We start from the raw sequence: 20,970 nt of genomic DNA, 5'->3' as shown, positions 1-20,970 counted from the left end.
CATCACGTGTTCACGTGGTTGGGCCGCACTCCCGGGCGACCAGGGCGGCGAGTTCGGCCCGTCGCCGCACGCCCAGCTTGGCGAAGATGTTGCGCAGGTGCGCGTCCACCGTGTGCTTGGAGATGAACAGGATCTCGGCGACCTCGCTGTTGGTGCCGCCGCGGCCGACCTCGATCGCCACCCGGCGCTCGGCCGGAGACAGCTGCGGCAGGCAGGGCGCAGGCGGCGCGGACGGCTCCGGCGCCACCGCACCGCGGGCTCGAAGTACCGCTTCGATCCGCGCCCGGACCCGCTCGGCGCCGCATCCGGTCACGATGGACAACGCCTCCTGGTAGCCGTCGCCACCGAGCGATGCCGCGTCCTCGAGAGCAGCAGCCAGGGCGAGCGGCCGGTTCGCCAGCCGGAACTCCGCGACGGCCCGCTCCACCCGGGCCAGGTCACCGTGGTGGACGCCGGCGGCGTGCTCGGCGGCACCGGCCGCCGAGTGCGAGCCGGGGTTGCGCTCGGCGAGGCGCCGGGCCGCCGCGACGACGATCGACGCCTCGCCGAGATGCCCGGTGTCCCGGGCCAGGCGGACCAGCTCGGCGGCCGCGGCGGGGTCGGCGGCGAACAGGGCCGGCCGGTCGGCAAGGCCCGCGTACAGGTCGCGGAGCAGGTCGAACGCGGCTTTCGGTGCGCCGGTCGCGACGAGCAGGACGGCCTCGGCCCACAGCACGTCCTCGGGCACGGCGGTCACCCCGTCGCCGGCCAGCCGGCGTACCTGATCGAGGTGGTCCTGCGCTCGGCTCAGTTCGCCGCGCCGGACCGCGATCCGCAGCAGCATGCCCAGCAACGGCATGGCGAGGGCGTTGGCCTCGTGCTGTTCGGCCACCGCCAGACCCGACTGGGCCTCCACCGCGGCCTCCTCGAGCCGGCCGCGGGCGTACAGCAGGGCGGTCTGGAAGTAGTGCCAGAGCGGATCGGCCCAGGCCGAGCCGGATCGGTCGGACTCCCGGCGCCCGGTCCGGATGACCTGCTCGGCCTCGTCGAACCGGTCGAGCGCGGTCAGCGCACCACCCAGCCAGATCCGCGGATGCTGGTGGGCCGCCGCACCACCCTCCTGGTCGGCCAGCTCGGTCGCCGAACGGGCGTACGCCAGCGAGTCGTCCAACCGGCCCTCGGTATAGGCGACCAGGCTGCGGCCGGCCAGGCCGAACACCACGGCGCCGTACTCACCGGCCGGCCGGCCGAGGGCTTCGGCCCGGACGCCCGAGTCGTCGGCCCCGGCCAGGTCGCCGAGGTAGCAGAGGGCGTGGGTGCGCACCGCGTGCAGCCGGGCCTGCACCCCGGCGGGAATCCTGGGGTTCCGCAGTGCCGTGTCGGTGTACTCGACCGTCATCGTGTTCAGCCCACCGTGTTTGCACGCCTCGGCCAGGCCGAGCAGCAGTACCGCCTCGGTGTCCGGGTCCAGCCCCGCGCCGAGGGCCTCGCCGCCGAGCCGCCGAGCCTCCTCCAGGCGTGCGGCCGAAGCGAGCAGGCCGACCGTGTCGGCGATCAGCACCGGCCGGTCCGGATCGCCGGCATCCACCGCCGGCAGCGCCCGCAACATGATGTCGGCCGCGGCGCCCGGCGCCACCCGGGCGATCTCGCGGGCCATCGAGCGCACCATCCGGACCGCGGCACCGGCCCCGGACGGGCCGCTCTTGAGCTGGTGCTCGGCGGTCTCCAGGGCCGGCCGGCCGGCGTCACTGGTGATCGCCGCGACCTCCCGGTGCAGTTGCTCGCGCATCGGCCGCGGCAGCATGCTGTACACCGCCTGCCGGACCAGGTCGTGGGCGAAGGCCAGGCCGCCCAGGGTGTCCTCGACCAGGAAGTCGGTCATCGCCTCGCCGACCAGCGGATACAGCCGGGTCAGCGGATGCCCGGAGAGACGGGCCACCTCGTCGACGCCGAACGGCCGGCCGAACACCGACGCCGACCGCAGCAGCCAGGCGGCCGGCTCGGACAGCGAGTCGAGCAGTTCCCGGACCGAGTCGACGAAGCTGGACGGCAGGTCGTCGCCGACCACCGAGCCGACTCCGCGGGCCACCACGAGCTGGCGGGTGGCGACCAGCGCCCGCAGCAACTGCTCGGTGCGCAGCGGGTTGCCCAGGCACGAGGCGGCCAGCGCCACCACGGTGTTGTCCACCGCGGCACCGACCACGTCCGCGCTCAGTTCGGCGATGTCCGGATCGGCGAGCGGGTTCAGCCGGATCGGCGGGGTGCCGTCGCGCAGCAGCCACCGCATCAGTTGGTGGCCGGGGCTGTCCCGGTCCTCGGTGGACGGCGGACGGTGGGCGAACAACCAGCGCACCGGGGCGGAGGCCAGCGCCGGGATCAGCTCCCGGATCGCCAGCGCGCTCAGCTCATCCGTCCACTGGGCGTCGTCGATCACGATCAGCAGCGGACGTTCGCGAGTCGCCTGCTCCAGCGACGTGCGCAGCCGCTGCAGGGTGCCGAGCGGATCGGATCGTTCCGGCTCGTGCTCGGTGAGCCAGGCGAACGCGGAGGTCTCGGTGGTGCAGTCACGCAGCGCGCCGGCCAGGGTCACCAGCGGCGCGGCCTGATCAAGCCGGAACGCCTCGCGGGTCGCCACCGCGAGATCCCGCTGGGCGGCCAGCTCGAACACGGCCTGCAGCAGCCGCGACTTGCCGATGCCGGGCGGGCCGGTCAGCACGTGCCAGCCACCCGCACCGGCCGCGGTGTCGTCCAGGATCCCGGTCAGCAGCTCGACCTCCGGCTCCCGCCCGAGAAGGCGCCAGCTCACGCCGGTGGCCCCCCACCTGGATTGATCTCCATTACGCCCCCATCGAGGTTTAGGAGGCTGATTGTGCGGGCCGTCAACGCAACGGGCTAATAGCCGTTCGTGCGGTTCGCTCAGCCATCCGTCGTGCTGGAAATCCCCCGTGGCGGCGCGCTTTTCGATCGGGCGCGACCTTTCCGGCGAGCAGCCTACTGGCTAGGTACGAACAGCGGATTCCGTTGTGCACCAACGAGATAACCCGATCTTGCCAACGACTACCTATTTGATCAGGTCAATACGAGTACGACGGCGCCGACCTGCACTTTCGCCAAATTCGCCCGCGCACCCACTCAATCGTGCGGTAGGCCGCGGCGGGATCCGTCGTTAACTTCGGACGGCATCGACGAAGCACTCACCGAGGAGTCGCGATGTACCCGAACGAAGCATTCGGACGGCGGTTACGCCTGAGCCACCTCGGCCGGGGCGGCCGCTCCGGTCTGCTCCTGATCCCCCTCGACCACGCCGTGGGCGCCGGCCCGCTGCGCGACGACGGTGACCTCGACACCCTCGTCGGCCAGCTGGCCGAGCACGGCGCCGACGGGGTGGTGGTCCACAAGGGCGCGGCCCGCCGGATCCACCCCGACCGGTTCCGTGACCTGTCGCTGGTGATCCAGCTCAACGCGAGCACCCGGATGGCGGCCGACCCGGACGCGAAGTTCCCGGTGGCCACCGTCCAGGAGGCGCTCCGGCTCGGCGCGCACGCGGTCAGCGTGCACGTCAACGCGGCATCCCGGACCGAGGCGGCGCAGATCGCCCACCTGGCCGCCGTCGCGGAGGAGTGCGACCGCTGGTCGGTGCCGTTGCTCGCGATGATGTACGTGCGCGGCCCGGCGGTTCGTGACGGCCGGGCCCCGGATCTCGTGGCGCACGCCGTCGCGGTCGCCGCCGAACTGGGCGCCGACCTGGTCAAGACGGCCCTGCCGGACGACCCGGCGGAGACTGCCCGGATCATCGCCGGCGCTGCCGTCCCGGTGCTGGCGGCCGGCGGAGACCCGGGATCGGACCCGGACGCCGTGCTCGGCCGGATGTCGACGGCCATCCGGGCCGGTGCCGCCGGCGTGGCGGTGGGACGCCTCGTGTTCACCGCCGGAGACCCGGGCGCGATGGTGCGCCGGCTCGCCGCCGTGGTGCACGACCGCACCTCGGTGGCCGTCCGATGAGCGCGGCGAGCAAGCGCCGCGAGTGCTGGCTCGACCTGCGGGAGGCCGGGCCCTGGCGGCAGGCGGTCTGCGAGGAGGCCGTCCACCTGCGCTTCGACGCGATCGTGGCGGACGACCCGGCCGATCTGGCCGATCTGCCGCCGACCGTCACCCGGGTGCTTACCGTCACCGGCGACCTGCCGGACGACCTGGGCAACGCCGACCTCGTGCTTGTCGACCCGGCCACCCGGGCGACGGTGGACCGGCCGGGGGTACGTTTCGGCACCCGGGTGGACGTCACCGACGCGGCCAGCCTGGAACTGGCCTGCGAGCGGGTGCGCCGGGACGAGCTCACCGTGCTGCGCTTCCACGACCCCACGCACATCCCGCTGGAGATCGTGCTGGCCGCCGCGGACGGTGCCGACGGCCGGATCATCACCGAGGTGAGCGGGGTCGAGGAGGCCTCGGTGCACCTGACCGTGCTGGAACGTGGGCCGGACGGGGTGCTGCTGCGGCCGGGCGGACCGGGCGACGCCACCAAACTCACCGAGGTGGTGCGGCACCGCTCACCGGACCTCGACCTGGTCACCCTGACCGTCACCGGGGTGCGGCACTGCGGCTCCGGCGAGCGGGCCTGCGTGGACACCTGCTCGTACCTGAACCCGGACGAGGGAATCCTGGTCGGGTCACGCTCCCGCGGGCTGCTGCTGTGCGTCAGCGAGACGCATCCGCTGCCCTACATGCCGATGCGGCCGTTCCGGGTCAACGCCGGCGCGGTCATGTCGTACACGCTGGCCGACCACGAGCGCACCCGCTATCTGTGCGAGCTACAGGCCGGGGCCACCGTGCTGGCGGTGCGCGCGGACGGCCGCAGCCGGCCGGTGACCGTCGGCCGGGTGAAGATCGAGACCCGGCCGCTGCTCGCCATCGACGCCGTGGCACCCACCGGCGAGCAGCTCAACCTGATCGTGCAGGACGACTGGCACGTACGGCTGCTCGGCCCGGGCGGCGTGGTGCTCAACTCCACCGAGCTCCGGCCGGGCGACGAGGTGCTCGGTTACCTGCCCGGCCGGGAACGGCACGTCGGCTATCCGATCGACGAGCTCTGCCATGAGCTCTGACCGGCCCCGGATCGGGGACTGGGGCGACTTCGATGCCCTCGCCAAGCTCCAGGACGAGCTGCTGCCGGCCGCGCTGGCCGCCGCGGCCGGCTCGCCGTTCTACCGCCGGCGCGGCCTTCCGGCCGACCGGGCCGAGTTCGACCGATACCCGCTGACCAGCAAGGCCGAGGTACGCGACGGGTACCCGTTCGGGCTGCTCGCGGTGGACCGGTCCCGGCTGGCGACCTATCACGAGTCGAGCGGCAGCACCGGGACGCCGACCGCGTCGTACTACACCGAGAGCGACTGGGCCGATCTGATCGACCGGTACACGCGCATGCACATCGGCATCCGGCCGTCGGACACGCTGATGGTCCGCACTCCGTACGCACTGATGCTCACCGGGCACGTGGCCCACGCCGGCGCGCGGGCCTGCGGCGCGACCGTGGTGCCGGCCGACAATCGGTCGCTGGCCACCCCGTACGCCAAGGTGGTCCGCCTGATGCACGACCTGGAGGTCACCCTGACCTGGTCGTTGCCCACCGATGCCCTGCTCTGGGCGGCCGCGGCCGCCCGGGCGGGCCTCGCGCCCGGCCGCGATTTCCCCGCCCTGCGCGCGTTGCTGGTGGCCGGTGAACCGCTGAGCCCGGCCCGGCGGGCCCGGATCGCGCAGATCTGGCAGGCGCCGGTGGTGGAGGAGTACGGCGCGAGCGAGACCGGCGGGCTGGCCGGCGAATGCCCGCACGGAAGCCTGCATCTGTGGGCGGACCGCGCGATCTTCGAGGTGTACGACCCGGTCACCGGCCGGATCACTCCCGACGGGGCCGGCGAGCTGGTGGTCACGCCGCTGTTCCGGGAGGCGATGCCGCTGCTGCGCTACCACCTGGGCGACCGGGTCGAGGTGGCCTATCGGGACTGCCCGTGCGGCTGGGCGCTGCCGGTGGTCCGGGTGCTCGGCCGCTTCGCGGCCGGCGACGGCCTGACCCAGGTGGAGCTGGAGGATCTGATCTTCCAGCTTCCGGCGGAGTACGGCGTGATGTTCTGGCGAGCCCGTCCCGAGCCAGCCGAGCCACCCGGGTTGCACGTGCAGATCGAGGTCCCGACTCGACACGCGGACGCGGCGGTGCACGAGCTGGCCGCTCTCCTCGGCCGCGAGGCCCGGGTGGAAGCCGTGCCACCCGGCACGCTGGTGCCCGACGACGTGCTCACCGCGGCGCCGGAGGTGATGAAGCCGCGCGGCCTGTTCGCCGCCGGCGAGAACTGGGATCGAGCCCTGCGCTACTACTGAAAGGCGGCACGCATGGACCGGATCGCCATCGTGGGCGCCGGGATCGGCGGTCTCACCACCGCGATCGCGCTCGCCCGCCGGGACATCCGCAGCGTGGTGTTCGAGCGACGGGACGCGCTCCCGGACGAGGGGGCGGGCATCCAGATCGCCCCGAACGCCGCGGCCGAGCTGCACGAACTGGGCCTGGGCGAGGTGTTCGAGGCGGCGGCTCGACCGTCATGCCGGGAGATCCGTCGCTGGCAGGACAACACGGTGATCAGCCGTACCGACCTGAGCCGGTACGACACCCCGTATTACGCGATGCGCCGGGGTGCGCTGGTCGGCGCGCTGCGGGAGGCCGCGGTGGTCTTCGGACGCCGGTGCGTGTCGGTCACCGACGACGGTGCCCTCTGTTTCGCCGACGGGACCGGTGAGCGGGCCACCGCCGTGGTCGGCGCCGACGGGCTGCACTCGGCGGTTCGTGGCCTGGTCGTCCGGGACGAGCTGCGGGACAGCGGGTACGTGGCCGTCCGGGCCGTCCTGCCGATGGAAACCGAGCTGGATCGGGTCGTGGTCTGGCTGGGCCCGCACCGGCACGTGGTCGCCTACCCGATCGGCCGGGGACACCTCAACCTGGTCGTGGTCGGCCGCCCCGGGGACGCGAACGTCGACGGCTGGCATCCGGCGGTGCGCGACCTGATCGACCGGATCGAACGGCCCGAGGTGCACACCCTCTACGACCGCCCGCCGGCCCCGCGCTGGCACCACGGCCGGGTCGTGCTCATCGGCGACGCGGCCCACCCGATGCTGCCGTTCATCGCCCAGGGCGCGGCCCAGGCCATCGAGGACGCCGCCGCACTGGCCCGGTGCGGCGGGCGGCCGGACGCGTTCCGGCGCTTCGAGGCGCTGCGCCGCGAGCGAGTCGGGCCGGTCGCCGACCTGTCCCGGGCCGGCGCCCACGTCTATCACCTGCCCGACGGCGACGAGCAGAGGCAGCGGGACACCGCGATGGCGGCGGCCCCGCCGGGCTCGCACGACTGGCTCTACGGTCGCCGGGTGGCTTCCCTCCTTCCCAGCAGCGACACCAGCTCGACCCGGGACGCCAGCCCGAGCTTCCGGAAGATCTGACGGAGGTGAAAGTTGACGGTGTGCGGTGACCGATCCAGCCGGACGGCGATCTGCTGATTGGTCAGCGCCAGCGCGACCAACTGAGCGACCTCCAGCTCACGGTCGCTGAGGAGGCCCAGGTCGCCTGGTTGCCGGGCCGGTGCCGCGCGCGGCCGCTCGCGTCGCAGGGCGGCCACCACCGCGGCGGGCATCGACGCCTCGACGGTCGGGCGAACCAGCTCGTGGCTGAACGCCAGCATGTCGTCGATGGCGACGAGCAGCCCCGCCGCGATGGCTTCCTCGATGTCCGGCAGCAGGGTGATCAGACTCCGGCCGAGCAGCGCGCTCAGCCGGGCCGGCCGGAACGACGAGGGCAGGGCCGTGGTCGCCTGCACCAGGTGCCGCGCGGACGGGGACAGGCCGGCGACCCGGCCGGCCAGCCGGGCCCGGACGTCGTCCGGTGTGGGTGGGGTGCTGGTGGGAACGAGCTTTTCCATCGGTCCTCCTCGGGGTCGAGTCCGATGGTGAGGCCGGGCGGGCGCGCGAACCGGCCAGAAATAGTCCATTGACGGGAACCTCTCGGCCGTAACCAGAATGGTGGGTCACTCGTTAGCGCCTGAAATGAGGCCGATGGCAGGCGGGACCCCCGACCGCCCGGCCGGCGGGCACCTGGGCCGGCCGGCGCTGGCCGCTGCCGTGGTGTTCGCCTTGACCGCACTGCTCGGCCTGCTTCCCACCCCGGCCGCCGCCGGATTCCTGACGGCCTGCTCGGCCGTCTTCGCCGGGCTGATGATTCGCGCCGTCGTCACCGGACGGTCGGCCGGCCCGCGTCCCCGCGCCCTGGCCCTGGCCGGTGGTGTCCTGCTCACCGCGGCGGCCGGGCTGGCCAGCGCGGTCGCCGCGCTCGTCGCGCCGCACGTGCTGGTCGGCGGGGGTGTTCCGCTGCCGGCGGAGATTCCGCTGGTCAGCCTGTTCTTCGTGGCGGCCCTCCACCTTCCGGCGATCCTCCGCCCGCGTCAGCGCCGGGACCTGCTCGCCCGGCTTCGTTTCGGGCTCGACATCCTGGGCATCGCGGGCTGCCTGATCTACCTGCCCTGGCTGTTCCTGTTCACCGAGGGCGAGCGGCGCGGCGCGGCGATCACCGCCCTGGTCTTCGGCGCCGGGGCCATCGCGACCGTGGCGGTGGCCGGTGTGCACGCGACCCGCAACCGGTCGGCGCTGCAATGGTGCGCGCCCGGTGCGGCACTGTCCCTGGTCGGGCTGACCGCGATGGTCGTCGGCCTGGACTTCCCGATGAACCCGAACGCGCCGATCGCGGCGGTGGCCGCCGCCCTCGCGATCAACGTGGCGGCCGGGCTGATGTGGCACGGCTCGACCCGGGTCCGCCCGGACGCCGGCCCGATCCCGCCGGCCGGCAGCGAGCCCTCGGCCGGCGTTCCCCTGCTCACCCTGCCAATGCTCGGGGCCGCACTGGTCACCGTCTACCACCTGATCAACGGCGGCCGGCTGGATCCGGTGTCGATCATGCTGGGCATCAGTGCGATCACGGCGGTGGCGGCCCGGGAGTGGGTGGCGGCGTTCGCCCTACGCCGGCACGCCGACCATCTGACCGACCAGGGCAACCGGCTACGCAACCTGATGTTCGGCGCCGCCGACGTGGCGATGGTGCTCGATGCCGATCTGGCGGTGCGCTGGCAGTCGCCGGCCGCGGCCCGCCAGTTCGGGCTCTCCGATCAGGACGTGCTCGGCCGGACGGTGTCGGTGCTGGTGCATCCGGACCAGGCCGACGAGGTGCATGCCTACCTGACCGCGCGGATGCACGGGCCGGCCGGCGGGGAGTGCCTGCCGGTACGGCTGCGCGACGGTTTCGGCCGGTGGCGGGCGACCGAGTGGACGACCTCCGGCGCCGACCCGGCCGAGCCCGGTCACAACCTGGTCGTGCACGTGCGGGACGTCAGTGAGCTGCGCGACCTGGAACAGGCGCTGCGCGTGGCGACCCACCTCGACGGGCAGACCGGCCTGGTCAACCCGCAGGGCCTGGGCCGGGCGGCCGAACTGATCCCGGACGCGGGCGCGATGATCGTCCTCGAGCTGGGCGGGCTGACCGCGATCGGCGACGTGCACGGGCCGGAGATGGCCGAGGTGGTGGTGGTCGAGGCGGCCCGCCGGCTGCGCTCCGGAGTCGGTTCCACGGACGTGCCGGCCCGGCTGGGTGAGACCCGGTTCGCGGTGCTGACCCGCTGCGGTGCGGTCCGCGCCCACCTGCTCACCAGTCGGCTGCTCAACACGTTGACCGCGCCGTATCCGACGGCCGGCACGGTCTCGCACCTGTCGGCCTGGGCCGGGATGGCCGACGTGAATCCGGCCGACGGCATCGACGAGACGATCCGGCGGGCGGTGCTGGCGCTGCGCTCGGTGCGGTCCGGTCCGCCGGGCGTGGTCGAGTGGTACGACGAGCGGATGGAAGTGCGCCTGCTACGTCGTTCCACCCTCGAGCAGGATCTGCCCGGCGCGGTGGAGCGGGGCGAGCTGGAGCTGAGCTACCAGCCGATCGTCGAGCTGGCGACCGGGCGGCCGGTGGGCGTCGAGGCGCTGCCGTCCTGGCGGCACCCCACCCTCGGGCCGGTGCCGGCCGCCGAGCTGCTCGCCCTGGCCGAGGACCTGGGCCTGCTCCCGCCGGTAGCCGAATGGGCGCTGCACGGGTCGTGCCGGCTGCTGGCCGGCTGGCGGCAGCACCACGAGTCGCTCTGGCTGGCCCTCGACGTGCGGCCGCGCGCGCTGGCCGATCCGGCCTTCCAGGCGAGCCTGCACACCGCCCTGGACCTCTATCAGATCCCGCCGGCCGCGCTGGTATTCGAGGTGGCCGAGGTGGACCTGCCGGCCGTCGAGGACCTCCCGGTTCTCCTGGGCCGGCTGCGGGCGCAGGGCATCCGGACCGCGCTGGACCACTTCGGGGCCGGGCCGACCTCGCTGAGCCGGCTACGAATCCTCCCGATCGACCTGCTGAAGATCGACCGGGAGGTGTTCGGCCAGCCGGCTGACGTGATCATGGACGTGACCGTGACACTCAGCCGTCGGCTGGGCCTCGAGGTGATCGCCCACGGCCTGCGGTCACCGGCTGACCTCGAGGCGGTGCGGGCGGCCGGGTGCCGGCTCGGTCAGGGCGATCTGCTCGGCAAGCCGATGCCCGCCGAGCGCCTGGAGGCGCTCCTGGAGACCCACCAGGACGTACGCCGGATCACCTGACCAGGTGGTCGATGACCGCTCGGGCGTCGTCCTCGATGCCGTTGATGAAGGTCGAGCGGCGTCGGCGCAGCATCGGCAGGCCGAGCGCGACCAGGCCCGGGGCGTCGACCACACCGCCCTCGTGGCGCAGCCGGCCCTTCTCGTCCAGCACCGGCACGTCCAGCCAGCGGTAATCCGGCCGGTAACCGGTGGCCCAGACGATCGAGCCGATCTCGCCGCGGCGCAGGTCGAGGCTCAGCCGCGGGGCGGCCGGCACCACGGTCGGCGGGAACTCCTCGGGCGGACCGACCTCGTCCTCGCGCCCGCCGGCCCGGGCCCACTCGTCGAAAGTGGCGAGCAGGCGCCGCATCTTGAGGTCGGCGAGCGAGCAGACGTTGCGCAGTCCGCCGGAGAACAGGGCGACGCCGTCGCGCACCATGGCGAGCCGGCCGACCAGTTCCACGCCGAGCTCGGTCAGCGCGTTGAGGTCGAGGGTGCTGCGCTCGGGGGTGCCGACCAGCTGCGGCGACGGCAGCCGGCGGGCCCGGTTGAGGTCGTCGATCTCGTCGTACCGCTGGTCCCAGACGCCGGAGGCGTCCATCCACCAGAGCACGTCGCGCTTGCGGTAGAGCCGGGGCAGCCGCACGTGCTCGCCCAGCGCCAGGGTCACCGGCCGGCCGGACCGCCGCAGCTCGGCGGCCAGCTGGACGCCGGTAGCCGACCCGCCCACCACCAGCACGCCGCCGTCCGGAAGCTCGCCCGGACCGCGGTAGTCCAGCGGGGTCACCTGGGTGACCGCGGCCGGCACCCCGGCGCTCAGCTCGGGCACGACCGGCAGGTTGCAGGCGCCGCTGGCCAGCACGAGCCCCCGGCAGAGCAGGTCACCCTGGCTGGTCGCGACGTGATAGCCACCGTCGGCGGGGCGCACCGAGGTGACCTCGGTGCCGGTGCGCACCGGGGCCCGGGACGCGAGGGCGAAGCGCTCGATGAAGTCGACCACCTCGCCCGTCGTCATGTAACCGTCGGGATCCGGGCCGTCGTAGTCCTGGCCCGGCAGGCGGCTCAGCCAGTTCGGCGTGAGCAGCCGGAGGGAGTCCCATCGCTCGCGTCGCCACGAGTTGGCCACCTCGCCCCGTTCGAGGACGACGTGGTCGACCGACCGGTCGCTGAGGAAGTGACTGGCCGCGAGGCCGGCATGACCGGCGCCGATGACGACCGTGGAGACGCGTTCGATGGGTCGGCCCTCCTCAGGCCACTTCGACCGTGACGGAGGTCGGGTTGGTCAGCGCGTCGTAGACGGCCGAGCGCTTCTGCGACTGCGCGACCAGGGCCTCGATCTCTTCCTTGGAGGCGTCGGCGTCGATGTTGAAGGTGACCTTGACGTCGTTGAAGCCGTTGCGGACGTCGCTGTCGGCGCCCAGGATGCCGCGGATGTCGTGGTTGCCCTCGACGGTCGACTCGACCGAGCGCAGCTGGATGCCGCGGTTCTGGGCGACCGAGGCGACGCCGGCGGTCAGGCAGCTGGCCAGGCCGACCAACAGGTATTCGATCGGGGTGATGCCGTGGTCCTCGGCCGCGAACACCTCGGGGTGGTCAGCGGTGAAGACGGTCTCCTGCTTGTGCGACTGCTCGGCCCCGAGGCCGAAGAAGTTCTTGATGGTCGCGGTGCTGTGCACCCCGTTCTCCCATTTGGCCGTGGCCTTCCAGGTGAACTGGGCCGCTTCCGGCGCCCCCTTGAGTGCCTCGCGCGCGTCAAGCAGCGCCTGCACGTTGACTCCGTTGTCCACCGTCGTCATGATCTTTCCCTTTCGCCCGTTCTCCTATTAAACCCATGGGGAATCTCGACAACCATACTGGCCTGCCCAGACGCTGCCTAGTTATAGTCCCCGCATGGCAGGTTCCGTGGGCAGCGTCGACACCCGTTTCCTCGAACTGCCCGCCCCGCTGCCCCTCGACTGCGGGCGTGAGCTGCACTCGGTGCGCGTCGCCTACGAGACATACGGCACGCTGTCACCCGCAAGAGACAACGTCATCCTCGTCTGCCACGCGCTCAGTGGCGATGCCCATGCGGCCGGTCTTTCGAGCACTCCGGGCGAGGCGGGCACCCGCGACGGGTTCGCGGCCGAGAGCCGGGACGGCACCGCCGGCAAGGCGCTGGGCTGGTGGGACGGGATGATCGGGCCGGGCAAGGCGTTCGACACCGACCTCTACTACGTCGTCTCCACCAACCTGCTCGGCGGTTGCCGGGGCACGACCGGACCCTCTTCGATCAACCCCGAGACCGGCAAGCCGTACGGATCGGACTTCCCGGTCGTCACGGTGGCCGACATGGTCCGCTGCGAGCGGGCCTTCCTCGACGTGCTGGGCATCGAGCGGCTCGCGGCGGTGGCCGGCGGCTCGCTCGGCGGCATGCAGGCCCTGCAGTGGGCGATGTCGTACCCCGATCAGGTCGACTCGATCGTGGTGATCGCCTCCACCCACGGCCTGCACCCGCAGGGTGTGGCCTGGAACGCGATCGCCCGCGAGTCGATCATGCGGGATCCGGCCTGGCAGGACGGCCACTACTACGGCACCGGGAGCGCGCCGGACGCCGGCATGGGCGTCGCCCGGATGGTCGGGCACATCACCTATCTCTCGGCGCCCGCGCTGGAGGACCGGTTCGCCCGGCGGCTGCAGTTCGCCGACGACATCCGATACACGATCCGCGAGCCGGAGTTCGAGGTCGAGAGCTACCTCCGGCACCAGGCGAACTCGTTCGTGAAAAGGTTCGACGCCAACACGTACCTGTATTTGTCTCGGGCTTTGACCTATTTCGACGCCGCCCGCGGGCACAAGTCCCTCGCCGAGGCGTTCGCCGAGGTCGAAGCCCGGACGCTGCTCATCGCGTTCAGTTCCGACTGGCTCTATCCACCGGCCGCCTCGGCCGCGATCGAGGAGGCGCTGCGCGAGGCCGGCAAGCCGGTCGAATATCACCTGATCGACGCACCGTACGGACACGACTGTTTCCTCCTGGAGGAGGCGCGGCAGACACCGATCGTCCGCCGATTCCTGAACGAAGGCGACCATGAGTAAAGAACACGAGTTCGGGTTCGAGACCCGCCAGCTGCACGCCGGCCAGCGACCCGAGCCGAACACCGGCGCCCGCGCGGTGCCGATCTTCCAGACCACCAGTTACGTGTTCGAAGATCCGGAGTCGGCGGCGGCCTACTTCAACCTGCAGGAGTACGGCAACACCTACTCCCGGATCATGAACCCGACCGTGGCGGTCTTCGAGGAGCGGGTGGCCAACCTGGAGGGCGGCTCCGGCGGGGTGGCCTTCGCGAGCGGCATCGCGGCCCAGGCGGCGGCGCTGTTCACCCTGCTCGAACCGGGCGACCACGTGGTCGCGTCGTCGGCGCTCTACGGCGGCACGGTCAACCAGCTCAAGCACCTGTTGCGCAAGATGAACGTGGAGCTGACCTGGGTCGATCCCGACGACCCGGAGCTGTGGCGCAAGGCGGTGAAGGCGAACACCAAGGCGTTCTTCGGCGAGACGATCGGCAACCCCGGCGGCAACGTGCTGGACATCGAGACGATCGCCGGTATCGCGCACGAGCACGACCTGCCGCTGATCGTGGACAACACGTTCGCCACGCCCTATCTCTGCCGGCCGATCGAGTGGGGCGCCGACATCGTCATTCACTCGGCGACCAAGTTCATCGGCGGGCACGGCACCAGCATCGGCGGCATCGTGGTCGAGGCCGGCACGTTCAACTGGTCCAACGGGCGCTTCCCGGTGGTCGCCGACCCCTCCCCCGCCTATCACGGCCTGCAGTTCCACGAGACCTTCGGAACGTACGGCTACCTGATGAAGCTGCGCGCCGAGACACTGCGCGACCTGGGCGGCACGCTGGCCCCGCTGAACGCGTTCCTGTTCCTGCAGGGCCTGGAGACGCTGTCGCTCCGGATGGAACGCCACGTTTCCAACGCGGTTCGCGTCGCGGCCTTCCTGGAAAAGCACCCACTGGTCACCAGGGTCGGCTACCCGGGGCTACCGGACAGCGAATACCGCCCGTTGGTGGAGAAATACCTCCCGCTCGGCGCCGGGGCGGTGTTCTCGTTCGACGTCGAGGGCGGCCGCGACGCGGGTCAAGATCTGATCCGCGCCGTCACCCTCTGGTCGCACCTGGCCAACATCGGCGACGCCAAGAGCCTGATCATCCACCCGGCCAGCACGACGCACCGGCAGCTCAGCGAGGACGAGCTGCGGGCCGCCGGGGTCGGCCCCGGGACGATCCGGCTGTCGGTCGGCACCGAATCGGTGGACGATCTGATCTGGGACCTAGGACAGGCGCTGGAGAAGGTGGCAGCCAAATGACGGATTACCAGGACGTCACGACGATCCAGCGGGTGCTGCACAACGCGAAGACGATCGCGATCGTCGGCCTGTCCGGCAACCACCTGCGGGCCAGCTACTTCGTCGGCTATTACCTGAAGCGGCACGACTACCAGGTGATCCCGGTAAACCCGAGGGAGACCGAGATCCTCGGCGAGAAGAGCTATCCCAGCCTGCGCGACGTGCCGGTCCCGATCGACGTGGTCAACGTGTTCCGGGCACCGTCCGCACTGCCGGAGATCGCCCGGGACGCGGTGGCGATCAAGGCCGGCACGCTGTGGACCCAGTTCGGCGTGATCAACGACGAGGGCGCCCAAATCGCCGAGGAGGGCGGCCTGGACGTGATCGTGGACCGCTGCCTGAAGGTCGAACACGCCCGCTACGTAGGCCGCATGCACTGGCTGGGCTTCAACACCCAGCGCATCACCTCGGTCCGCTCCGGCCTGCAATGACCAGGCGCGCCCAGCGCGAGCCGTTCGTCTGGGAGGGCGGCGAGGTCCTGGCCTACAAGGAGCAGGACGGCACCCACCGAGCCGTGACCCGCCAGGTCCTGACCGACGCCACCCAGGGCCAGGGCACGTCGTTGCGCTACTTCGAGGTGGGCCCCGACGGCCACACCACGCTGGAACGCCACGAACACACCCACGTGGTGATCCCGATCCGAGGCCACGGCCGCGCCTTGGTAGCCGACCGCGTCCTCCCCCTGGCCCAGCACGACGTCGTGTTCGTCCCAAGCTGGGCCTGGCACCAGTTCCGAGCCCCAGTCGACAAGCCGTTCGGCTTCCTCTGCGCGGTCATCCTGGACCGAGACCGCCCAGTCCTGCCAACCCCCGACCAACTCGCCGACCTGCGCCGCAACCCAGAAATCGCAGCCTTCATCCGGGCCTAGAAACCTTCGAGCCCAACGCCGGGCGTCCCCGCCCTCTCCGTGCCGGGGCGCCGGGCCGTCTGCCGCGGCGCCTCTGATAAATACGGCCTGGTTCAGTCCCGTGCCACTCGGTCCCGGCAGGTGCAACTCGCCCTCCGCGCGCCCGCTGCGGGCGGGCCCGACCCCAAGCCGGGCATGCCCCCGGCCACCCGCAGGCCCCCGGCCACGTGCGACCAACGCCGACCGTAGACCTTGCGGAATTGCCGCTCGGCGCGGACCGCAACCCCACAAGATCGCGCCACGCGCGAGCACGGCCTGGCACGGCACGGCCGTGGACCTTGCGGGACTGCCGCTCGGCGCGGACCGCAACCGGCTACGGACGCTTGACGGGCCGCGCGGCTGCGGCCGCTGCGACCAGGCGTTCGGCGGCGCGCCGCGGGTTGTTGCCTCGGTGTAGGTCGCCGCCTATCAGGAAGAGGGTGTCTGGGCCGTAGGCGGCCAGCAGCTCTGGGGCTCGCTCGATGGACATGCCGCCGCCTGGGGTGGGCAGCGTTGGGGGCAGGCCGTTCAATGGGCGGCGGGCCGCGTCGGCTATGGCCAGGCACTGGGCCTGAGTCAGGCTGAAGCGGCCCGCCCAGCTTGGGAAGATCGTGGCGTCCGCGCCGGCCAGACGCAGCAACGTGCCGAACAGGACGTCGGGGGCTATGCCGTGGCTGGCCGCGGCGGTGAAGCCGCCCAGGAACGATGGGTGGGCCAGCACGATGCCGCCGGGGAAGAGTTCGGCGGCGTGGGACAGGGCGCCGAAGCCGGCGATGCCGGGCATGACCAGTACGCCGTGGGCGCCCGCGTCGCGCGCCAGCTTCACCTGGTCGGCGAAGCCGGCCGCCGGGCCGTTGACCACCGGCAGGTAGGCGGTGTTCGGGTTGGCTCGGCGGACCGCCTCGGCCAGCCTCGGCACCCGGTCGGCGAACGGCGCCCACGGCTGGTTGGCCAGGCCCTGGTCCTCCTTGACCACGTGCAGGCCGCCCGCCGCCACCTCGGCAGCCAAGGTCGCGAGCTGGTCGACGGTCATGCCGACCGGCTTCAGGGCGGTCGCCAGCAGCGCACCCTCCGGTGCGCCGGTCAGCGCTCGGATCCCGGCTATGCCGAGCCTCGGCCCGGGCAGCGCCTCGATCAACGAGGCGGGCAGCGTGACGTCTACCAGGCGTACGCCATCTTGAAGCGAGACGTTGCCGAGCAGCAGGACCAACAGCTGGCCGAGCTCGCCTCCGGCGAGGTCGGCGGGATAGTCGACGGTGACCAGCGCGGGCTGCCCGGGCCGCTCGACGACGGTGCGCACGTGGGCGAGCGAATCCCGGACCGCGTTGGCCGGGGCCACCTCGGTGGGCAGCTCGTGGCTCTGCTCGACGGCGACAAGCTCGGCCCGCAACGCCGGGTCGGGGCCGCTGATCTCGTAAACCGCGGTGATCGGCGCCATATCCTATCGACCCAGCGGGAGAAGTGGGATAGAGATTAGGGTCACCAGCCGAAACTACGCTGTATGCAGCAATATACAGGGATGACAAAGAGCTGGAAGGACGACGACGTCCGCGCGGGCTGGGCGCAGATCGCCGGGCAGGGCCCCTTCGTGTACGGGCTGACCAACTACATCGCGGCCAACCTGAGCGCGAACGTGCTGCTGGCAGCGGGCGCGGGGCCGGCCATCGGCGCGGCGTCCGACTGGACCACGACGTTCCCGGCCGGCGCGAGTGCGGTATGGATCAACACCGCCGCCCTGATGAGCAGCGACGAGGAGTCGCTGCGCACGGTGGCCCGCACCGCGCACGAGGCCGGCACCCCGTGGGTCCTCGACCCGGTGGCGGTCGGCGCGGGCGCCGCGAAGTACGACGACTTCGTCCGCTCACTGCTGGAGTTCCGGCCCGCGGTGATCCGGGGCAACGCCAGCGAGCTGATCGCGCTGGCCGGCGGCGAGGCCACCGGCAAGGGCGTGGAGACCACGGTGTCCTCGGCCGACGCGGTCGCCGCGGTGAGCGAGTTCGCCGCCCGGATCGGCGCGGTGGTGGCGGTCAGCGGCCCGGTCGACTACATCTCCGACGGCACCCGCACCGAAGAGGTCCCCGGCGGCGACGTGCGGCTGACCCGGGTGACCGGGGCCGGTTGCGCCCTCGGCGCGCTCACCGCCGCCGCGGTCTTCGCCAACGGCGACGCGTTCCAGGGAGCCGTCGTCTCGCACGCGGCCTACGCCGAGGCGGCCGAGCGCGCGGGCGCCCGCACCCGCGGCACCGGCGAGTTCGCGGTCGCCCTGGTGGACGAATTGTCCCTATTGTGATCCTGGCCGCCTTCCTCAACGCCGGCGTACAGGGCACCGCGGGCTGGCGACACAGAGACGCTTCCCCGGCATTCCTGACCGCCGCCCACTACGTACGGATCGCCAAGGTCCTGGAAGAGGGCAAGTTCCACTTCGCGTTCGTGCCGGACGCCCTCAGCGTCCCGCGCAGCCTCGGCAACTCGTTCGCGCCCGCGGTGAAGTGGGGCTCGGGCACGCCCCGGCTCGACCCGGTGCCGGTGATCAGCGTGATGGCCGCGGCGACCACCCACCTCGGGGTGGCCGCGACCGTCTCCACCGGTTACCACGAGCCGTACAACGTGGCCCGCGAGTTCGCCACCATCGACCACCTCACCGGCGGCCGGTCGGGGTGGAACGTGGTGACGAGTTTCCAGGACGCCGAGGCGCAGAACTTCGGCGAGCCGAAGCTACCGCCCCGGCCGCAGCGCTACGCCCGGGCCGAGGAGTTCCTCGAGGTCGCCACCCGGCTGTGGGACAGCTGGGCGGACGACACGATCATCGCCGACCAGGAATCCGGGGTGTTCGGCAAACCGGAGAACGTCGAGGCGATCGACCACGACGGCGAGCACTTCCGGGTGCAGGGTCCGCTCAGCGTGCCCCGGCCGCCGCAGGGCTATCCGGTGATCATCCAGGCCGGGGCGAGCGAGTCCGGCCGCGACTTCGCCGCACGCTGGGCCGACGTGATCTTCTGCAGCCACGAGTCGCTCGAATCGGCGATCGCGTTCTACGCCGACGTGAAGGCCCGCGCGGCCGCCCACGGCCGGGACCCGGACCAGGTGAAGATCCTGCCCGCCGCCACCCCGGTGATCGGCGTGGACACCAAGGACGCGCTGGCCAAGCACGAGGCGTTCGCCGAACTGGTCTCGGTGGAGGCCGGCCTGTCCCGGCTCGCCTATCACGTGAATGTCGACCTGACCAAGTACGACGTGGACGGTCCGCTGCCGACACTCGAGGAGGTCGGGGTCGAGGGGCACTACCGTGAGGTGGTGGAGTTCGCGGAACGCGAGAAGTTGACCGTCGGGCAGATCGGCCGCTGGTACGGCGCCCGCACCGAAGGCAGCCTGGTCGGCTCGGCCGCCGGCATCGCCGACACGATGGAGCAGTGGGTGGACGCCCGCGCCGCCGACGGCTTCATCATCCAGGCCACCCACGTGCCGGGCTCGTTCGACGAGTTCGTCGCCGAGGTGGTGCCCGAGCTGCAGCGCCGCCGGTTGTTCCGCACCGAGTACGAGGACGGCACCCTGCGCGACAACCTCGGCCTGACCCGCCCGCAGCGCGGCGAGTGGAAGGCCCGCCGCCGATGACCGCGCCGCTCGTCGACGCGGCCTGGCTGCACGAGCACCTCGCCGAGGTGGTCGTGCTTGATGCCTCCATCGAACGCACGGCCGAGGGCTTCAAACCCGGCTTTGCCGCGTACGCCGAGGCGCACATCCCGGGAGCGCGGTTCGCCGACCTGTTCACCGCGTTCTCCGACCCCGATGCGCCGTACCCGTTCACCATGCCGCCGGTCGAGCAGTTGCGAGCCGCCGCCCAGGCCGTCGGGGTGTGCGACGGCGCGCGGGTGGTCGTCTACGACCGCAACGGCGGCGCGTGGGCGGCCCGAGTCTGGTGGCTGCTGCGGGTCCACGGGTTCGAGTCGGTGAGCGTGCTCGACGGCGGCCTCGGCGCGTGGACGTTCCCGGTGGAGTCGAGCACGCTGACCCTGGGTGCCCCCGGGCCGGTCACCGCCGACCTCGCCGACGTCACCGCCGGTCAGGACCAGCTGGTCTGCGCCCTGCGCCGGCCGAGCTTCGAGGACGAGCACATCCCCGGGAGCACGAATCTGCCGTACCCGGAACTGCTCCGCCTGGACGGCACCCTCGACCTCGACCTGATCCGGGAGCGTGCCGCCGCGATCGGCCTCTCGGCGTCGGCGATCGTCTACTGCGGCGGCGGGATCAACGCGGCCGGGCTTGTGCTGGCGCTCGAAGCGGCCGGCCTGCCCGCCCCGCGGCTGTACGACGGCTCACTAAGCGAATGGCGCGAACGGGGACGCGAATGACGGCGAACGCCCGGGACACGGTCTACCGGACGCTCCTGGAACGGCTCACCCACGGCCACTACGACTCGGAGACACCGCTCATCCCGCAGGTGCTCAGCGACGAGTTCCAGGTCTCGCGCACGCCCGTACGGGAAGCACTCGCCCTGCTGGAGAACGACGGCCTGCTCGCCTCCGGGAAGCGCGGCTTCGAGATCCGCCGCCGCACCGACGAGGAGATCCTGGAGATCTTCGAGACCCGGGCCATCCTGGAGTCCTCCGCCGCCTACGCGGCCGCGACCCGGGCCACCCCGATCGACCTGGCCCGGCTGCAGGACCTGCACGACCGGTCGCAGGCCAGCACCGACCCGGCCGAGGTGCGCCGGATCTTCAACCACTTCCACGACGCGGTGCGCAACGCCGCCCACAACCGCACCATCACCGCGCTGCTGCGCACGATCGAGGCGCAGGTGAAGGTGTCCGCGCCGTGGACCACGGCGGGTGGCGGCGCCCGTGAGTTCGGCCCGAGTTACGCCGAGCACGCCACGCTGCTCGACGCCATCCGGACCGGCGACGCGGTGGCCGCCCGCACCGCCAGCCTCTCGCACAGCGCGCACGACCGGGACACCCGGGTCAGTCAGCTCATCGTCCGGATGGCCGAGGATCTGACCGCCCCGGATTCGACCGCGGCCGGCTGGATGTAA

General features: G+C 72.1%; 18 protein-coding genes. 13 read left to right on the top strand and 5 right to left on the bottom strand.

Annotation, left to right across the window (positions count from 1 at the left end; translation table 11 throughout):
* Positions 1 to 10: 10 nt before the first annotated feature.
* The gene (locus Ate02nite_RS46190; protein ID WP_203814354.1) at positions 11 to 2,785 is read right to left on the bottom strand and encodes an ATP-binding protein; all 2,775 of its coding nucleotides are present in this window, start codon (positions 2,783 to 2,785) and stop codon (positions 11 to 13) included.
* Positions 2,786 to 3,189: 404 nt separating this feature from the next.
* On the opposite strand from Ate02nite_RS46190, the gene Ate02nite_RS46185 reads away from it, so the two are divergent.
* From Ate02nite_RS46185 to Ate02nite_RS46170, 4 genes are read left to right on the top strand one after another with little or no spacing between them, the layout of a single operon-like run.
* The gene (locus Ate02nite_RS46185; RefSeq protein WP_203814353.1) at positions 3,190 to 3,981 is read left to right on the top strand and encodes a 2-amino-3,7-dideoxy-D-threo-hept-6-ulosonate synthase; all 792 of its coding nucleotides are present in this window, start codon (positions 3,190 to 3,192) and stop codon (positions 3,979 to 3,981) included.
* A complete protein-coding gene (locus tag Ate02nite_RS46180) occupies positions 3,978 to 5,081 on the top strand; it encodes a 3-dehydroquinate synthase II family protein (protein WP_203814352.1) in 1,104 nt (367 codons plus the stop codon). Before Ate02nite_RS46185 ends, Ate02nite_RS46180 begins: the two co-directional genes overlap by 4 nt.
* Complete coding sequence (locus Ate02nite_RS46175) at positions 5,071 to 6,348, top strand: AMP-binding protein (protein WP_203814351.1); 1,278 nt, start codon at positions 5,071 to 5,073, stop codon at positions 6,346 to 6,348. The genes Ate02nite_RS46180 and Ate02nite_RS46175 overlap by 11 nt, the downstream gene beginning before the upstream one ends.
* 12 nt (positions 6,349 to 6,360) lie before the next feature.
* Positions 6,361 to 7,455 (top strand): FAD-dependent monooxygenase, encoded by a 1,095-nt coding sequence (locus Ate02nite_RS46170; protein ID WP_203814350.1) that lies wholly within the window; start codon positions 6,361 to 6,363, stop codon positions 7,453 to 7,455.
* Here Ate02nite_RS46170 and Ate02nite_RS50065 read toward each other — a convergent pair.
* The gene (locus Ate02nite_RS50065; RefSeq protein ID WP_438871332.1) at positions 7,371 to 7,931 is read right to left on the bottom strand and encodes a response regulator transcription factor; all 561 of its coding nucleotides are present in this window, start codon (positions 7,929 to 7,931) and stop codon (positions 7,371 to 7,373) included. The genes Ate02nite_RS46170 and Ate02nite_RS50065 overlap by 85 nt on opposite strands.
* Positions 7,932 to 8,064: 133 nt before the next feature.
* On the opposite strand from Ate02nite_RS50065, the gene Ate02nite_RS46160 reads away from it, so the two are divergent.
* Positions 8,065 to 10,680, top strand: a complete 2,616-nt coding sequence (locus Ate02nite_RS46160) for an EAL domain-containing protein (protein ID WP_203814348.1) — start codon at positions 8,065 to 8,067, stop codon at positions 10,678 to 10,680.
* Here Ate02nite_RS46160 and Ate02nite_RS46155 read toward each other — a convergent pair.
* Positions 10,673 to 11,869: an NAD(P)-binding domain-containing protein gene (locus Ate02nite_RS46155; RefSeq protein ID WP_203814413.1), complete on the bottom strand. Its 1,197-nt coding sequence runs from the start codon at positions 11,867 to 11,869 to the stop codon at positions 10,673 to 10,675. The two genes, Ate02nite_RS46160 and Ate02nite_RS46155, sit on opposite strands and share 8 nt — an antisense overlap.
* Positions 11,870 to 11,906: 37 nt before the next feature.
* Positions 11,907 to 12,455: an OsmC family protein gene (locus Ate02nite_RS46150; protein WP_203814347.1), complete on the bottom strand. Its 549-nt coding sequence runs from the start codon at positions 12,453 to 12,455 to the stop codon at positions 11,907 to 11,909.
* A 94-nt stretch (positions 12,456 to 12,549) separates the two neighbouring features.
* Between Ate02nite_RS46150 and metX the strand changes: the two genes are divergently transcribed.
* From metX to Ate02nite_RS46130, 4 genes are read left to right on the top strand one after another with little or no spacing between them, the layout of a single operon-like run.
* Positions 12,550 to 13,731 (top strand): homoserine O-acetyltransferase MetX, encoded by a 1,182-nt coding sequence (gene metX / locus Ate02nite_RS46145; RefSeq protein ID WP_203814346.1) that lies wholly within the window; start codon positions 12,550 to 12,552, stop codon positions 13,729 to 13,731.
* The gene (locus Ate02nite_RS46140; protein WP_203814345.1) at positions 13,724 to 15,016 is read left to right on the top strand and encodes an O-acetylhomoserine aminocarboxypropyltransferase/cysteine synthase family protein; all 1,293 of its coding nucleotides are present in this window, start codon (positions 13,724 to 13,726) and stop codon (positions 15,014 to 15,016) included. Before metX ends, Ate02nite_RS46140 begins: the two co-directional genes overlap by 8 nt.
* The gene (locus Ate02nite_RS46135) at positions 15,013 to 15,486 is read left to right on the top strand and encodes a CoA-binding protein (RefSeq protein WP_203814344.1); all 474 of its coding nucleotides are present in this window, start codon (positions 15,013 to 15,015) and stop codon (positions 15,484 to 15,486) included. The genes Ate02nite_RS46140 and Ate02nite_RS46135 overlap by 4 nt, the downstream gene beginning before the upstream one ends.
* Entirely contained in the window at positions 15,483 to 15,923 is a 441-nt protein-coding gene (locus tag Ate02nite_RS46130; protein ID WP_203814343.1) for a cupin domain-containing protein, read from the top strand. Before Ate02nite_RS46135 ends, Ate02nite_RS46130 begins: the two co-directional genes overlap by 4 nt.
* Positions 15,924 to 16,275: 352 nt before the next feature.
* Here the strand turns inward: Ate02nite_RS46130 and Ate02nite_RS46125 are convergent, their stop codons facing one another.
* A complete protein-coding gene (locus Ate02nite_RS46125; protein WP_203814342.1) occupies positions 16,276 to 17,379 on the bottom strand; it encodes a RuBisCO large subunit C-terminal-like domain-containing protein in 1,104 nt (367 codons plus the stop codon).
* An 81-nt stretch (positions 17,380 to 17,460) separates the two neighbouring features.
* Here Ate02nite_RS46125 and thiM point away from each other — a divergent pair, with 81 nt between their 5' ends.
* From thiM to Ate02nite_RS46105, 4 genes are read left to right on the top strand one after another with little or no spacing between them, the layout of a single operon-like run.
* Positions 17,461 to 18,231, top strand: coding sequence for a hydroxyethylthiazole kinase (gene thiM, locus Ate02nite_RS46120; protein ID WP_203814341.1), 771 nt, complete (start codon positions 17,461 to 17,463; stop codon positions 18,229 to 18,231).
* Positions 18,228 to 19,553: an LLM class flavin-dependent oxidoreductase gene (locus Ate02nite_RS46115; protein WP_203814340.1), complete on the top strand. Its 1,326-nt coding sequence runs from the start codon at positions 18,228 to 18,230 to the stop codon at positions 19,551 to 19,553. Before thiM ends, Ate02nite_RS46115 begins: the two co-directional genes overlap by 4 nt.
* Positions 19,550 to 20,290 carry a sulfurtransferase gene (locus Ate02nite_RS46110; protein WP_203814339.1) on the top strand — a complete coding sequence of 247 codons (741 nt, stop codon included), beginning with the start codon at positions 19,550 to 19,552 and terminating at the stop codon, positions 20,288 to 20,290. Before Ate02nite_RS46115 ends, Ate02nite_RS46110 begins: the two co-directional genes overlap by 4 nt.
* Positions 20,287 to 20,970 carry a GntR family transcriptional regulator gene (locus Ate02nite_RS46105; RefSeq protein WP_203814338.1) on the top strand — a complete coding sequence of 228 codons (684 nt, stop codon included), beginning with the start codon at positions 20,287 to 20,289 and terminating at the stop codon, positions 20,968 to 20,970. Before Ate02nite_RS46110 ends, Ate02nite_RS46105 begins: the two co-directional genes overlap by 4 nt.

Origin of the sequence: Paractinoplanes tereljensis, assembly GCF_016862435.1 — a bacterium.
In the GTDB taxonomy this organism is placed as follows: domain Bacteria; phylum Actinomycetota; class Actinomycetes; order Mycobacteriales; family Micromonosporaceae; genus Actinoplanes; species Actinoplanes tereljensis.
This window is presented reverse-complemented; position numbering and strand designations above follow the sequence as displayed.